General features: G+C 40.7%; 9 protein-coding genes. 4 read left to right on the forward strand and 5 right to left on the reverse strand.

Annotated features, from left to right (window positions below; translation table 11 throughout):
* Window positions 1–81: 81 nt before the first annotated feature.
* The 4 genes from P3L56_RS07035 to pncB form a co-directional block, all read right to left on the reverse strand.
* Window positions 82–1,272, reverse strand: coding sequence for an amino acid aminotransferase (locus tag P3L56_RS07035; RefSeq protein WP_042846458.1), 1,191 nt, complete (start codon window positions 1,270–1,272; stop codon window positions 82–84).
* A gap of 408 nt (window positions 1,273–1,680) precedes the next feature.
* Window positions 1,681–2,763 (reverse strand): porin, encoded by a 1,083-nt coding sequence (locus P3L56_RS07040; protein ID WP_269820028.1) that lies wholly within the window; start codon window positions 2,761–2,763, stop codon window positions 1,681–1,683.
* 567 nt (window positions 2,764–3,330) lie between these two features.
* Window positions 3,331–4,731 (reverse strand): asparagine--tRNA ligase, encoded by a 1,401-nt coding sequence (gene asnS / locus P3L56_RS07045; protein ID WP_071547897.1) that lies wholly within the window; start codon window positions 4,729–4,731, stop codon window positions 3,331–3,333.
* Between the two features lie 490 nt (window positions 4,732–5,221).
* Window positions 5,222–6,427, reverse strand: coding sequence for a nicotinate phosphoribosyltransferase (pncB, locus tag P3L56_RS07050; RefSeq protein ID WP_042846454.1), 1,206 nt, complete (start codon window positions 6,425–6,427; stop codon window positions 5,222–5,224).
* Between the two features lie 552 nt (window positions 6,428–6,979).
* Here pncB and pepN point away from each other — a divergent pair.
* The 3 genes from pepN to P3L56_RS07065 all read left to right on the forward strand — a co-directional run bounded on the left by pepN (window position 6,980) and on the right by P3L56_RS07065 (window position 12,092).
* A complete protein-coding gene (gene pepN, locus P3L56_RS07055) occupies window positions 6,980–9,598 on the forward strand; it encodes an aminopeptidase N (protein ID WP_210814167.1) in 2,619 nt (872 codons plus the stop codon).
* A 657-nt stretch (window positions 9,599–10,255) separates the two neighbouring features.
* Complete coding sequence (gene pyrD, locus P3L56_RS07060; protein WP_210814168.1) at window positions 10,256–11,266, forward strand: quinone-dependent dihydroorotate dehydrogenase; 1,011 nt, start codon at window positions 10,256–10,258, stop codon at window positions 11,264–11,266.
* 280 nt (window positions 11,267–11,546) lie between these two features.
* Window positions 11,547–12,092 carry a cell division protein ZapC gene (locus tag P3L56_RS07065; RefSeq protein ID WP_042846450.1) on the forward strand — a complete coding sequence of 182 codons (546 nt, stop codon included), beginning with the start codon at window positions 11,547–11,549 and terminating at the stop codon, window positions 12,090–12,092.
* A gap of 136 nt (window positions 12,093–12,228) precedes the next feature.
* On the opposite strand, the gene P3L56_RS07070 is transcribed toward P3L56_RS07065, so the two are convergent.
* Window positions 12,229–13,344, reverse strand: coding sequence for a YcbX family protein (locus P3L56_RS07070; protein ID WP_071547899.1), 1,116 nt, complete (start codon window positions 13,342–13,344; stop codon window positions 12,229–12,231).
* A gap of 99 nt (window positions 13,345–13,443) precedes the next feature.
* Here P3L56_RS07070 and rlmKL point away from each other — a divergent pair, with 99 nt between their 5' ends.
* A complete protein-coding gene (gene rlmKL, locus P3L56_RS07075; protein WP_129466711.1) occupies window positions 13,444–15,552 on the forward strand; it encodes a bifunctional 23S rRNA (guanine(2069)-N(7))-methyltransferase RlmK/23S rRNA (guanine(2445)-N(2))-methyltransferase RlmL in 2,109 nt (702 codons plus the stop codon).
* The last annotated feature ends 12 nt before the right edge of the window (window positions 15,553–15,564 follow it).

Below are 15,564 nucleotides of genomic sequence, written 5' to 3' on the forward strand. Positions count from 1 at the left end.
GTGAACCATACTCCTAAAAAAACACCCCAAAATTAGAACCCAATAAAATATGGGGCTAACTTGGGGTGTACTTTATGGGTTTTACAGTACTTTTACGATGGCTTCACACAGTGGAACCATGTTTTCCAGTGTTAAGCCTGCAACATTAATACGGCCAGAACTTACGGCGTAGATGCCAAATTCACTGCGTAGACGCTCTACTTGCTCTTTTGTGAGACCACTGAAGGAGAACATACCGTTTTGGTTGATAATGAAGCTAAAGTCTTGTTTAGCGCCTTTCTCTTCCAATGTTTTAACCAGTAACTGACGCATACGTTTAATACGTTCACGCATTGCTGTTAGTTCTTGGACCCATTCTGCTTTTAAGGTATCGTCAGAAAGGATAGTGGTAACCACTGCTGCACCGTGAGCGGGTGGGTTAGAGTAGTTTGCACGAATAACCGCTTTTGCTTGGCTAAATGCGCGCTCTGCGTTGTCGCTGTCTTTAGCGATAATGGTGCAAGCACCGACACGCTCATTATATAAACCGAAGTTTTTAGAGTATGAGCTGGCGACAATCATTTCTGGGTTATTTTGGGTGAAAATGCGTAAGCCTTCAGCGTCTTCATCTAACCCTTTAGCAAAACCTTGATAGGCGAAGTCGAAAACAGGTAATAAGCCTTTTTCTGCACACAAGTTAGCCAGCTTCGACCATTGCTCAGCAGTTGGGTCAATCCCTGTTGGGTTATGGCAGCAACCATGTAGGACAATAACATCCCCTGCAACCGCAGTGGATAAGCTACTTAGCATGCCGTCGAAATCCATGCCATGTTTTGCTGCATCATAATAGTTGTAAGTTAATACTTCTAAGCCAGCGGCTTCAAAAATATTTTTATGGTTAGGCCATGTTGGGTTGCTGATCCAAACACGTTTTGCATTGGTTTGTTTAGCAATAAAGTCAGCTGCAATACGCAGGGCACCAGTGCCCCCTGGGGCTTGTGCTGTACGGGCACGTTTTGAGGTGACAATTTCATGTTGTGCACCGAATAACAGTTCTTGTGTTACACGGCCGAATTCTGGCATTCCGCTAATCGCAAGATAGTTTTTGGTGTTTTCGTTGTCTAGCAGGAATTTTTCTGCTTTTTTTACGGTATCAAGCACAGGGGTTTTCCCTGATTCGTCTTTATAGACGCCAATACCTAAGTTGATTTTATTGTCACGGGGATCAGCACGGAAACTATCAGCAAGACCTAAAATTGGGTCAGCGGGGGCAGAAGTAATTTTTTCAAACATGTTGTCGATTCCAAAGCTCTGTTGTGGTTACCCAATACAGTTCATAGCGTATGAAGGCATTAAGTGAGAATGCTTTTGGCTATCCTTGCTTGTAAAAAGCCCATACTGCTTGAAATAAAGGGTATAGCTGAAAACGGGTTTAGTCGAACGAGTCGAGTTATCAGGGTAACGTGAGAAAGGCGTTTTGCCAACCGTTTTGCGATAAATTGGCGAGATCTTGTGAGCTAGGTAGGAATTGCATGTAATCTAACCATAAATATCTATAAAGTTGGTGAATCAGTCTGTCTTGTCGATATAGTGGTTTGATTTATAAAAATTTAGTCAGCGTTTACAGGTAAAAAAAAGCAGCGCCGAAGCGCTGCTTGCAAAAACATGTTACCGTTTTCTAGCTTATCAGTTAACTGATAATTAGAATTGGTAAACTAAACCTAAACCAACAACGTTGTCAGTCATCAGACCATGACGCTCGCTGAAGTCGTTGTCTTTTAACAGGTTGATTTTGTAATCAACAACTGCAGACATGTTTTTGTTGAAGTAGTAGTAAGAACCTACAGAGATATATTTAACGATATCGCCGTCACCACCAGCGATGTCTTTAGCTTTAGATTGGTTATAACCTAAAGATGGTTTCAGACCGAAATCGAACAGGTACTGTGCTACTAACTCAACGTTTTCAGTTTTGTTAGCAATAGTATTTTTATCACCAAAGTAAGTAGTGTTCAGTGTTTGACCGTACATCGCTGCTAAGTAAACATTATTAGCGTCGAATTTACCACCCACGTTCCATGCTTGTGCTTTGTCGCCATGAGCAGCAGAAGATTTTTGTGATGGAGTACGAGAAGAGTTAGAATAACCACCACCCAGTGTTACGCCCCAACCTAAGTCATAAGCGGTAGAGAAACCGTAGCCGTCACCGTTATTTTCGTAAGCCGTTTTACCACCAGATTTGTTGGTATCACCGTTTTTACCTTGGTATTGCAGGGCAAAGCTTAGGCCATCAACATAACCGAATGCATTGTTGTTACGGTAAGTTAATAGGTTACGGTTACGGCTAGTCATGAACACGTCAGCTTGAGCCATAGTGTCGCCGCCCCATAAAGGCATAACGTCGGTCCATGCGTTCGTGTCATAGATAACACCGTAGTTACGACCATAATCAACTGAACCGAAATCAGCAAATTTTAAACCAGCGTAAGCTAAACGGTTTTTGTTGTCGTTGTTTTTTTCAGTTTTGTTAGTTTTTGTTTCCCACTCGAAACGACCAAAACCAGTCAGTTGATCAGTGATTTGAGTATCACCTTTCAGACCTAAACGAACACGTGAATCATCACCATCTTCGCCGCTATCACCTTTAGCGAAATAGTGACGAACGTCAACTTTACCGTAAACGTCTAATTTGTTGCCGTCTTTGTTGTATACTTCAGCTGCGTTTGCTGCACCAGCAGCTAACAGAGCTGGGATAACCATTGCAAGAATATTGCGTTTCATCATTATTATTACCCTCATTGGTGTTATTCGGACACCTGCCACTGCCAAAAATAATTCTCAAAAAATAATTGGAACTATTTATGAGAGATTAGTGTCGTCTATGTCGGCGACCAGTGTTCCATTGCTAAATAAATTTATCCACCCTCAAAGTGCTACAAAATCAAAGTTTCTGAAACAAATGGTAACAAGGTGTTTCAAAATGTAAAAAATAGAGTAAAAAATAATCACTCATCGTACCAGTTTAAAAAATATTACAAAAAAGAGGGAACTTTTTCAAAAGATAATTTGAGCTTTTTTTGAGCAACTTAGGCCAGTTAAGTTGAAGATTTATGATTAGCAAAAAGCAAAAATATAATAAAAAAGCAGATTATTCTTAGCGGTAGCAGGCAGTGCGTTACTTTACGGATAATTATAAGGTATTAAGGGGAAAGTTGTGATCTACTTAATATTTTACTGTAATTTAATGTAACGTATCGGAATGATTAGCCAATGAAAGCATTATTGAACAAAAAAGCGGACCAAAATATGTTTAGTCCGCTTTTTACATCATTATTGCACCAAAAAACGCAATTAGAATGCAGCGTTTCTAGGTGTACGAGGGAATGGGATCACCTCACGCACGTTACCAACACCAGTGACATAAGCCACTAAACGCTCAAAGCCAAGGCCGAAACCAGAGTGAGGTACAGTGCCATAACGGCGCAGATCACGATACCACCAGTAATCTTCTTTATTCATGCCCATTTCTTCAAGGCGTGCATCAAGCATATCAAGGCGTTCTTCACGTTGTGAACCGCCGATGATTTCACCAATACCCGGTGCGAGAACGTCCATTGCAGCAACAGTTTTACCGTCTTCATTTAAGCGCATATAGAAAGCTTTGATGTCTTTCGGATAGTTTTTTACTACCACAGGCGCTTTAAAGTGCTGTTCAGCTAAGTAGCGCTCATGTTCAGATGACATATCGACACCCCAGTAAACTGGGTTTTCGAATTTCTGACCACAGGTTTCAAGGATTTTGATCGCGTCGGTGTAATCAACTTGGGCAAAATCAGAGTTAACAAAGCTTTCTAAGCGAGTGATAACGTCTTTATCGACACGTTGAGCAAAAAACTCTAAGTCATCACGGCGTTCTTCAAGCGCGGCTTTAAAGGCGAATTTCAGCATTTTTTCTGCTAGGCCTGCAACATCATCTAAGTTAGCGAAAGCAACTTCAGGTTCAACCATCCAGAACTCAGCTAAGTGGCGGCTGGTATTGGAGTTTTCAGCACGGAAGGTTGGGCCAAAAGTGTACACTTTGCTCAGTGCAGTTGCATATGCTTCACCATTTAACTGGCCTGAAACCGTTAAGAATGCTTCACGGCCAAAGAAGTCTTCACTGAAATCGACTTCGCCCTTGTCATTACGCGGCAAGTTATTGTAATCCAGTGTAGAGACACGGAACATTTCACCTGCGCCTTCGGTATCAGAGGCAGTAATGATTGGGGTTGAAACCCAAAAGTAACCTTGCTCATCAAAGAAACGATGTATCGCTTGTGCTAAGGTATGGCGCACGCGTGCAACCGCACCGATTAAATTGGTTCGAGGGCGTAGGTGTGCGGCTTCACGTAAGAATTCAACGCTATGGCGTTTCGCTGCCATAGGGTAAGTTTCAGGGTCTTCAACCCAACCAACCACCTTGACTGCGGTTGCATCAAGTTCAAAGGACTGCCCTTGGCCTTGAGACTCTTTTATAACGCCCGTAACCTGAACAGAACAACCCGTAGTTAGGTGCAGGACTTCATCATTATAATTAGGTAAGTTATTATTGATGATAGCCTGTAACGGATTAAAGCAAGAACCGTCATAAACGGCGAGGAAAGAAAAACCCGCTTTTGAATCTCTCCTTGTACGTACCCAGCCTTGAACGGTGACTTCTGTGCCTACCGCCACTCGGCCTTGCAGTACGTCGACTACAGGCGCTACTATCATATAATTCACTCTCTTCATATTAACAATATCTACTTTACTATCTCAATCCGTCATACTTCGAGCTGTAGATGCGTTGGCTTCACAAACTGACCCTAGTCACATACTTATGTATCCTCTTAGGGCCCAATTTGTTTGCCGTCTTTCTACAACTCGAATTATTTAGGATGCCATTCAAGCTGTATTAAATTCATTTTTTAATTGCATTGCGGTGTTGTTAGTTAAAGCGCAAAACAACCAGTGTATGATAAATAAAACAGTAAAGTAGGGGTATACTTACGAAATCCCATGTTTCAGGGGCCAAAGCTCTATGTTACTTGCCATTTATTAGGAAACAAGTAAAAAATCACGATAAAATATTTCTGTTTAAGTGATGAGGATTTATCGAGCTTAAAAGCTATAGTAATAGTAAGTGAATAAAAGAAAAAGGGGTTTTAAAGCCCCGATAAGAAAAATGCCAATTCTTATTCAGAGCTTTAAGGTTGTTACGTGATTAGCAGGCTTTAGGGAGGTCAAACGCTTTTCTCAGTTGGTTAACGAACTCATCATCTTCGCAAATCGTTTTACCTGGGCTATCAGATAACTTAGCAACCGGTTTACCGTTACATTCCACTAATTTAATCACGATATTCAGTGGCGTAACATGGGGAATATTACAGGTTAGGCGCGTACCAATACCAAATACAAGATTAACCCGCTTGTGGAAATAGCGGTATAACTCCAGTGCTTTTTGTAGATCTAGGCTGTCTGAAAACACCAAAGTTTTACTCATTGGGTCAATACCTAACTTCTCATAATGAGCGATTGCTTTTTCGCCCCATTCGATAGGGTCCCCTGAATCATGGCGTAACCCTTGATAGCGTTTGGCGAAATTAGCATCAAAATCACGTAGGAAAGCATCCATCGTGATGCAATCCGTTAAGGCAACACCGAGGTGATTAGGGTATTCATCTAACCAAATTTGCAAAGCCTCACGCTGGCTATTTGCTAATTCAGGGCTGATTTGCTGGTGCGCTTGGAACCATTCGTGGGCTTGGGTTCCTACTGGCGCAAGATCTAGCTCATGCGCGAGCTTGTAATTACTGGTGCCAACAAGGTAAGGGAATTCCTGTTTCAACATAGCCACAATGGCTGATTGGACACCGTATGAGAAGCGGCGCCGCGTCCCAAAGTCCATCAGCTTAAAGCCGGATAGGTCAAGTTGGTGCTCGTCAGCTTGTTGGTAAAAAACATCTAACAGTTTTTTCAGTTGTTGGACCGCATCATCAGTTGTGATGTTTGGGTGCCTATCTCGTTGCACGATTTCACTTACTAGGGCAAGAAGAGGAACTTCCCACATAATCACTTCGCGCCAAGGGCCACTAATGCGTATTGCCAGTTGCCCTTCGTCAGTCACACTAACAACCACTTGTTGTGGGTTAAAACGAAATGATTTTAGCCATGTAAGATAGTCTTCATGGAAAAAAGGTAAGCGGCGGAGAAAATTTAATTCATCATCAGTCAGTGATAGTTTTGCCATCTGCTGGATTTGTTGCCTGATTTCAGTAGCGTAGCTACCTAATATATCGCTACTACGGCAGCGAAACTCAGCGACAACCGGTACCTGATGATAACGGTGGAAAACGGCCTGCTGCATATGAAGCTTATAAGCGTCGGTATCAAGCAGTGATGTAATAATTGGTGTAGCGTCTAAGTTCATGGCACGCAGACATCCTCGCGGAGCTTATCTTTATGACTAAGGCTGTTTGTTTTTATAGGGATAACTCACAGAGTTTAAACTTGAAATTCACCCCATTAAAAAAACAAAATAAAACAGCACGTAGCAATTAGCTAAATCGTTAAAGTTGCAAAAGTATACCCACTTTACCAAAAGATAGAAGCGTTATTCTACCTGTCTGTTTTAAGAGGGCATTCGCAAGCTCAATTCACGCATTCGCTTTTATGTAAAGTAGTTAAATCAGGTAAATACATTTCAGTCATACCGTATCTCGTCATTACATACAAAAGCATTAATCACGAAAAGATACTAACATGCTATAAAATATTTGATAGTGCTATAGCACCAACAAACAAACGATTGTGTAACAAAATTAGCTAGGGTGAGAAATAGAAAGGTAACATCAATATTAAAATGGATAACACATTATGATGAAAATGTTTCTCAAATCCATTCACATTATTGTGTCTTATAGTATTGTATAAAGTAACCAAGCAGTACGATATCGGATATAACAAATTAAAAAGGTTACATATGACCCAGTTAAGACAAGCGAAATACCGTCAAGATTATCAATCCCCCGATTATACCATTACAGCGATTGACCTCGATTTTAATCTTGACCCTGTAAAGACGGTTGTGACAGCAACTAGTCAGGTAAAACGCCTTAATGCGCAGTCATCAACGCTTGAGCTCAATGGTGAAAACTTATCGTTAATTAGTCTCGAAATAGAGGGTAAAGCATGGGAAAACTATCACGAAGTTGATGGTAAGTTAGTGATTGAAGCACTACCAGAATCTTTTACCTTGCGTATTGTGAATGAAATTAGCCCTGAAAAAAATACTGCATTAGAAGGTTTGTATGTTTCTGGTGATGCTTTATGTACCCAATGCGAAGCAGAAGGTTTCCGCCATATTACGTATTACCAAGACCGGCCAGATGTTTTAGCGCGCTATACCACAACAATTACCGCGGATAAGTCTCGCTACCCTTATTTACTTTCAAATGGTAACCGTGTTGCAGAAGGTGAATTAGAAGGCGGGCGTCATTGGGTTAAATGGGAAGATCCCTTCCCAAAACCAAGTTATTTATTTGCCGTCGTTGCCGGTGATTTTGATGTTTTAAAAGATGTGTTTATTACGCGCAGTGGCCGCGAAGTGGCGTTAGAACTGTTTGTTGATAAAGGCAATTTAGACCGCGCACCTTGGGCAATGCAGTCTCTGAAAAATGCAATGAAGTGGGATGAAGAGCGTTTTGGCTTAGAGTATGACCTTGATATCTATATGATTGTTGCTGTTGATTTCTTCAATATGGGTGCAATGGAAAATAAAGGTCTTAACGTTTTTAATTCTAAATATGTATTAGCTAAAAGCGAGACAGCAACAGATAAAGATTATCTCAATATCGAGTCAGTCATTGGGCATGAATATTTCCATAATTGGACAGGTAACCGAATCACTTGTCGTGATTGGTTCCAGTTAAGCTTAAAAGAAGGGTTAACGGTTTTCCGTGACCAAGAATTTAGTTCTGACTTAGGTTCCCGCTCTGTTAACCGCATTAACAATGTAAAAGTGATGCGATCAGCCCAATTCGCTGAAGATTCAAGCCCAATGGCGCACCCAATTCGCCCAGACAAAGTGATCGAAATGAATAATTTCTATACGTTGACTGTGTACGAAAAGGGCTCCGAAGTGATCCGTATGATCCATACCCTGTTGGGCGAAGAAATGTTCCAAGCCGGTATGCAACTTTATATTCATCGCCATGATGGTAGTGCAGCAACTTGTGATGATTTTGTACAAGCAATGGAAGATGCTTCAAATGTCGATTTATCACTATTTCGCCGTTGGTACAGCCAATCAGGTACACCAATACTTACGGTACGAGATGAATATTCAGCAGAAAAACAACAGTATACCCTGCATGTGAAGCAAATGACGCCGCCAACGGCTGACCAAACTGAAAAATTGCCATTACATATCCCTTTAGATATTGAGCTATATGCTGAAGATGGTAGCGTGATTGCGTTAAAACGTGATGGTAGTGCTGTTAACTCTGTTTTAAATATTACTCAAGAGTCACAAACATTTGTATTTGATGAAGTGGCAAGCCGTCCGGTTCCTTCATTATTACGGGAGTTTTCTGCTCCAGTAAAACTGGATTATAACTATACCGATGAGCAACTTGCATTCTTGATGCAATATGCCAATAACGAGTTTTCCCGTTGGGATGCTGCTCAGCAACTGATTAATAACTACGTAAAAATTAATGTCGCTAACTATCAGAAAGGGGAAGAGTTAGTTTTACCTGAATCTGTCGTTGATGCATTTAGAGCGGTGTTATTGAGTGAATCAATTGACCCTGCGTTAGCAGCGTTGATCTTGACATTACCATCAGAAAGCGAACTTGCTGAACTGTTTGCCATTATTGACCCTGTCGCCATTCACGAGGTGCTGAACTTTATCCACCATAAACTTGCGGTAGACATGCAGGATGAGTTATTGGCTGTTTACCATTCGGTCAATATCACGGGTTATCGCGTTGATCATCAGGACATTGCCAAACGTGCATTACGTAATATTTGCCTCCAATATTTGGCTGGGGGTGATGACATTGAACTAGCGAATAAGTTAGTGCAAGAACAATACCAATCTGCGGATAATATGACCGATTCTCTTGCTGCATTAACGGCAGCGAATGAATCTCAGTTACCGTGCAAAGCACAGCTAATGGCTGATTTTGATGAACGCTGGCATCATGATGGCTTGGTGATGGATAAGTGGTTTACATTACAAGGGGCAAACCCATCGAAAGAGGTGCTATCGCATGTGCGTGAGCTGTTAAATCACCGTTCATTTAGCATGAGTAACCCAAATCGAGTAAGGTCGCTAGTAGGGGCATTTGCCGCGGGGAACCCAGTTAATTTCCATGCGGAAGATAGCAGCGGTTATCAGTTCCTATATGAGATCTTGGTTGATCTGAACACGCGTAATCCGCAGGTTGCATCAAGGTTGATCGAACCATTGATCCGTTTAAAACGTTATGACGAAAAGCGTCAGGCTCAAATGCGTAAAGTGCTTGAACAATTGAAAGCCCTAGATAACCTTTCTGGTGATTTATTTGAGAAAATCACCAAAGCATTAGAAAGCTAATTATTACGCCATTACACTATTTTTATATGATGGGCTAATGAGCGCTACTCAGAGGCGATAAGAAAGTAAAAATAGGCTTTTGGTTTAGAACTAAAGGGGAAGATTAACCGTCTTCCCCTTTTTAATTTTTGATTTTGCTATGGTTTATCAGTTTAATAATGTGAACTGTAAAAACTAAGCGATGATATGGTTTTTAGCTCGGCAAGCTTTTAACTTAGATGGGCGTTTTCCCTTATCTTAGTCATAAGGGGCTCGGTAGACGTTGAGTGGTAACTCATAATTTTCAGTCGTGATGACATAGTTTCTTCCCCCTGCTGGTGTGTTGCTATAAGCTTTCCATCCAACAAATAGTTAGATGAATAATTTAATTATAAATCAATACGATACAAGCATTTTTGATGGGGTGGTTGTTTCCCCAGAGTTTGAGTGAATTAAAGAGCCCTTTATTATTTGTTGTTATTAGAGGCACAAAACAGAATATATTGATCTTTTCATAGTAAAGTTGCCCCTAAATAGGGTAGTCTATTGTGCGTTTTATCCGACGAAAAATAGTTCGCACAGTTAAAACTCAACAAGAACCCTTTGGTGGGGGTTTTAGCATGCGCGGTATGATGTCTATTTTATTGAAACGCACTAGCAGAAAATAGGTTATTGGATATGCTATATCATCTTGCCCGAAAGGCACTATTCCAGTTCGACCCCGAAAAAGCACATGAATTGACTTTTCGCCAGCTTCAACGTTTGAACCATTCCCCTTTTCAATGCCTTATTCGTCAATCTGTTGCTATCAAACCAGTTCAATGCATGGGGCTTTCTTTTAAAAACCCCCTTGGCCTCGCTGCTGGTCTCGATAAAGATGGTGAATGTATCGATGCGTTTGGCGCAATGGGGTTTGGGTTTATTGAAATAGGGACTGTAACTCCCCGTCCTCAATCTGGTAATGATAAGCCAAGGTTATTCCGACTCGTTGAAGCTGAGGGTTTAATCAACCGAATGGGCTTTAATAATAAAGGTGTTGATAACCTCGTAGAGAATGTCAAAAAGGCTAATTACGGTGGAATTATTGGTATCAATATTGGTAAGAATAAAGATACACCGGTAGAACAAGGTAAAGATGATTATTTAATTTGCATGGATAAGGTATATGCCCATGCAGGCTATATTGCGATTAATATTTCCTCACCAAATACACCGGGCTTACGTACATTACAATACGGTGAGGCTCTCGATGATTTATTGAGTGGTATAAAAGCGAAGCAACTTGAGTTGCAATCATTACATCAAAAATATGTGCCAGTTGCGGTGAAAGTAGCGCCTGATTTATCTGAAGAAGAAATTATTCAAGTTACTGATAGCTTAGTGAGGCATAATATAGATGGGGTGATTGCTACAAATACAACGCTAGATCGCTCCCTCGTTCAGGGGTTAAACCATTGCAATGAAACGGGTGGGTTGAGTGGGCGGCCTGTACAATTAAAAAGTACGCAAGTTATTAAACTTATTTCACGTGAATTAAATGGTAAGTTACCAATAATTGGTGTGGGTGGAATTGATTCGCTTACAGCGGCGCGTGAAAAAATGGAAGCAGGCGCTTCATTAATTCAAATTTATTCTGGTTTTATTTACCATGGACCAAAATTAATTAAAGATATTGTCAATCATATCTAATAAATTGTAAATTTACTTAACAAGGGGGTTTCTTTATTCCCCCTTTTAAACTATATTGCTAATAGTGGCTATTTTTATATCAAATTGATATCAATTTTCAGTAAATTTGTTGTTTAGACAATGTAATATCCAGTTGCAATTAAACGACATGACTTAATCTATGAAAGCTTAATTTGTGAAAATTTAATCTATAAAAATTGCCCCAGAGTAAATTTAGGGAAGATCATAATGATGATCGTTCCTATTATATATTTACCGATAAATCGCTGAAGGATCGTTTATGAATATTAAACCTGATGATCATTGGCGTTGGTATTTTGATCATGACCATGACAGGGTGATGTTAGATCTCGCCAACGGCATGATATTTCGTTCATGTTTTCCCGCTAAAATGTTAACTGCATTTGCTCGTAGTGAAATGCCATTTAGCATTGAAGATGCAGGGGAATATTATTTATTTGATGAGCAAGCAAAGAGACTAAATATTACGCAAGAAGAAAGAGCGGAATTAGTCTTAAATAGCTTGGTTGCTTTTCGTTTTCTAAAACCACAGATGCCGAAAAGTTGGTATTTTTCTTCTTTTCATTATATTAATGCGCCTAAACAGGGGCAAATAATTCAGGTGTGTTTAGAAAATACCAGTCGTTATTTTTCATTTATTATTGCAGAAGCGGGCCCTTCAGCAAGCTTGTGTTTATTAGCTGAACCAGTTTTAGAATTACCCGATCGTACTTTAAGGTTTTGTGATCCAATTAAGATCATGAACGATCGTATGCTTGAGTATTCATCAAAGACGAAGCGGCAGTTATATGGCAACGTTATTTAGTTGATCGTCAGTGATCAAATAAAAAGAAAATGAATAAAAACTAAATGTCCGACTTAGATAACTAATGTAGTTATAGGTATTCTAACACCATCATAATATAAAATTGCTGATGGTGTTAATGAGCCATAATAAACGTTTAGTTAAGTGCTAATTTGAGCGAAGTTTTTGGAATACAGCTACAGGACAATATATAGCCGTTTTCTTTAATTGCACTTTGTTTTAGCGGTGTGACCTCACCAGAAATAAGCTTAATTTTACAGCGTCCACAAATACCCGCTCGGCAGGAATAGGGAATGGATAAACCGTGAGATTCCAGTTGTTCGAGGACCACATTTTGGTTATCACCTTGATATTCTGTTTCTTCAAAAATTAAACTGACATTGTCGACTGTAGAATTTAAGCTTGGGCTTGGGCTTTCAGCTTCTCTTTTTTGCGTTATATATTGTTTAGCTGGTTTGGTTTCTAATACTGTTAGCGTATCACCAACACGAATAATCCCCGTATTTTTAGCCATAACATTTTGACCAAAATCCACGTCACCATTTTCATCAGTACGGAAGGTTTGCAACGTGGCCAATGGTTCACTATTAGGGTGTTTTATCCCTTTCTCAGGGCTGACAGTGGTTAAAATACAACGACTGCATGGTTTATCTAGAGTAAAGATAACATCACCGATTTGAATGGTTTTCCAAGTATCTTCTTCAAAAGGTTTAGCGCCAGTAATAATTAGGTTGCCACGAAATTGTTCTAGCTTAATACTGGCAGGGCAACGACCTTGGAGTTCTTGAACGGATGCTTCATTAATGAGTAGAAAAGGGTAACCATCAGCAAAAGATACGGGAACATCTTGATGATTTTTCACTCTTCTAGACAATTGAGTGCTGAGCCAACGTAGTTGTACTGGCTCATCAAAAAAGGTACTTAACCAGCTATTTACCTGCTGGGGAGCAATCAGTGCATGAAAATGATTTCCCCAAACCTCAGTAGGGCTCTGTTTATCATCAAAGTCCTGATACAATACCGTTGCACTTTCGCCATTAGGTGCTTGTAGGTGTAACCCATTGTTAAGCATAACGGGTGTAAACAGTAACATTTGCGGGTATTTTCTTGCCGTAATAAATTTACCTTCCAGCGTGGTTACCATAAAATTACGATCAAAAGTCAAACCGCTAGTATCTGCGAAGGCATGTGATAAACGTACCCCTCGCATAGATTTAACTGGGTGTGTATAAAGGCGCGAAAGCGTAATCATTTTTTAATCCTTATAATTGTTGCGCAGCAACTTTATGACAACTGCATAAGATTAGCTATAATGCGCAACAATTTTTCATCAAAATCGGTAATAAATACTATGAATTCTCTGTTTGCCAGCACAGCTCGTGGCCTAGAAGAACTACTGAAAACGGAATTGGAAGCGCTTGGCGCTAGCCAGTGCAAAATTGCGCAAGGGGGTGTCTACTTTCAGGCCGATGAACGAGGCATGTACCAAAGCCTGCTGTGGAGTCGTTTGGCATCGCGTATTTTATTGCCACTGAATGATTTTGATGTCTACAGTGACTTAGACTTATACCTTGGTGTGCAAGCTATCGATTGGACTGAGATTTTTTCAGTTAATGACACTTTTGTCGTGCATTTTACAGGCACCAACGAAGAGATCCGCAATAGCCAATATGGTGCATTAAAGGTGAAAGATGCGATTGTTGATAGCTTCGTACGCAAATTAGACCAACGGCCGGATGTTGCTCGCCAGCAGGCAGATATTCGTATTAATGTTTATTTGAATAAAGAAAGAGCCAGTGTTGCTCTTGATTTAAGCGGCGATTCTTTGCATATCCGTGGTTATCGTGACCTTGCTGGGCAAGCACCGCTGAAAGAGACCCTTGCAGCAGCTATTATTAATCGCTCAGGGTGGCAGCAAGGGACTCCATTAGTTGACCCAATGTGCGGTTCAGGAACCTTGTTAATTGAAGCCGCAATGATGGCAACAGACAAAGCCCCGGGTTTACACCGTACCCATTGGGGTTTTTATGCATGGTCGAAATTTAACGCTGAATTATGGCGCGAGTTAACGACGGAAGCACAAGTGCGTTTTCGTCAAGGCTTGAAAGAAACGACATCACGTTTTTATGGTTTTGATATCGATAAGCGTGTACTAGAAATGGCGCGTGCCAACGCGCGCCGTGCGGGGCTACAAGACTTAATCACCTTTAAACAAGGTGATGCCGCTGCATTGGAAAACCCAGTTAACACTGATACGGTAGGGGCAATTATCAGTAACCCGCCTTATGGTGAGCGTTTAGAAAGTGAGCCTGCCTTAATTGCACTGCATAGCCAGTTAGGGCGTATCGTGAAGGCCCGTTTCCCAGGTTGGCGCTTATCGATTTTTAGTGCTTCTCCTGAGTTACTTAGCTGCTTGCAATTGCGTTCAGAACGTGAATTTAAAGCCAAAAATGGCCCTTTAGACTGTGTGCAAAAGAACTATCAATTAGCTGCTACGCCATCAGAAACCGTGGCTGAAATTTCACCTGATTTCGCTAACCGCTTACGTAAAAATTTGAAAAAGTTAAGTAAGTGGGCAAAACAGCAAGGTATTGATAGTTACCGTATTTATGATGCGGATTTACCCGAGTACAACGTGGCGGTTGATATTTATGGTAGCAAAGTGGTGATTCAAGAATACGCACCACCAAAAACCGTGGATGAACGTAAGGCTCGCCAGCGGTTATTTGACGTGATCACGGCGACAATGAATGTGCTTGAGCTTACCTCTAATCAGTTAGTATTGAAAACGCGTCAACGCCAAAAAGGCAAGCAGCAATATGAAAAATTAGCCCAAAAAGATGATTTCTTTTTAGTGCAAGAATACAACGCAAAACTGTTGGTTAACTTAACTGATTATCTTGATACTGGGTTATTCCTTGACCATCGTATTGCCCGTAAAATGTTAGGGCAAATGAGTAAAGACGCGGATTTCCTAAACTTATTCTGTTACACCGGCTCTGCAACTGTACACGCAGGTTTAGGTGGGGCAAAAAGTACGACTTCCGTTGATATGTCGAGGACTTACCTTGAGTGGGCAGAGAAAAACCTGCAAGCAAACGGGTTAACGGGTCGCCAACATCGCTTAATCCAAGCTGATTGTTTGAGTTGGTTAGCCAATAGTACTGAGCAATTTGATCTGATCTTTATCGATCCCCCTACATTTTCAAATTCAAAACGCATGGATGGTACATTTGATGTACAACGCGACCATGTGCAATTAATTACACATTTAAAACGGTTACTGCGTCGTGGTGGAACTGTGATGTTCTCTAATAACAAACGCGGTTTCAAAATGGATATTGAAGCGATGCAAGAATTAGGGTTACAAGCGCAGGAAATTACTGCTAAAACACTTTCAGAAGATTTTGCTCGTAACCGTCAAATACATAACTGCTGGTTAATTCGCCACGCAGAGTAAAGGATAGAATCA

Source organism: Providencia sp. PROV024 (assembly GCF_032709665.1).
Lineage (GTDB): Bacteria > Pseudomonadota > Gammaproteobacteria > Enterobacterales > Enterobacteriaceae > Providencia > Providencia huashanensis.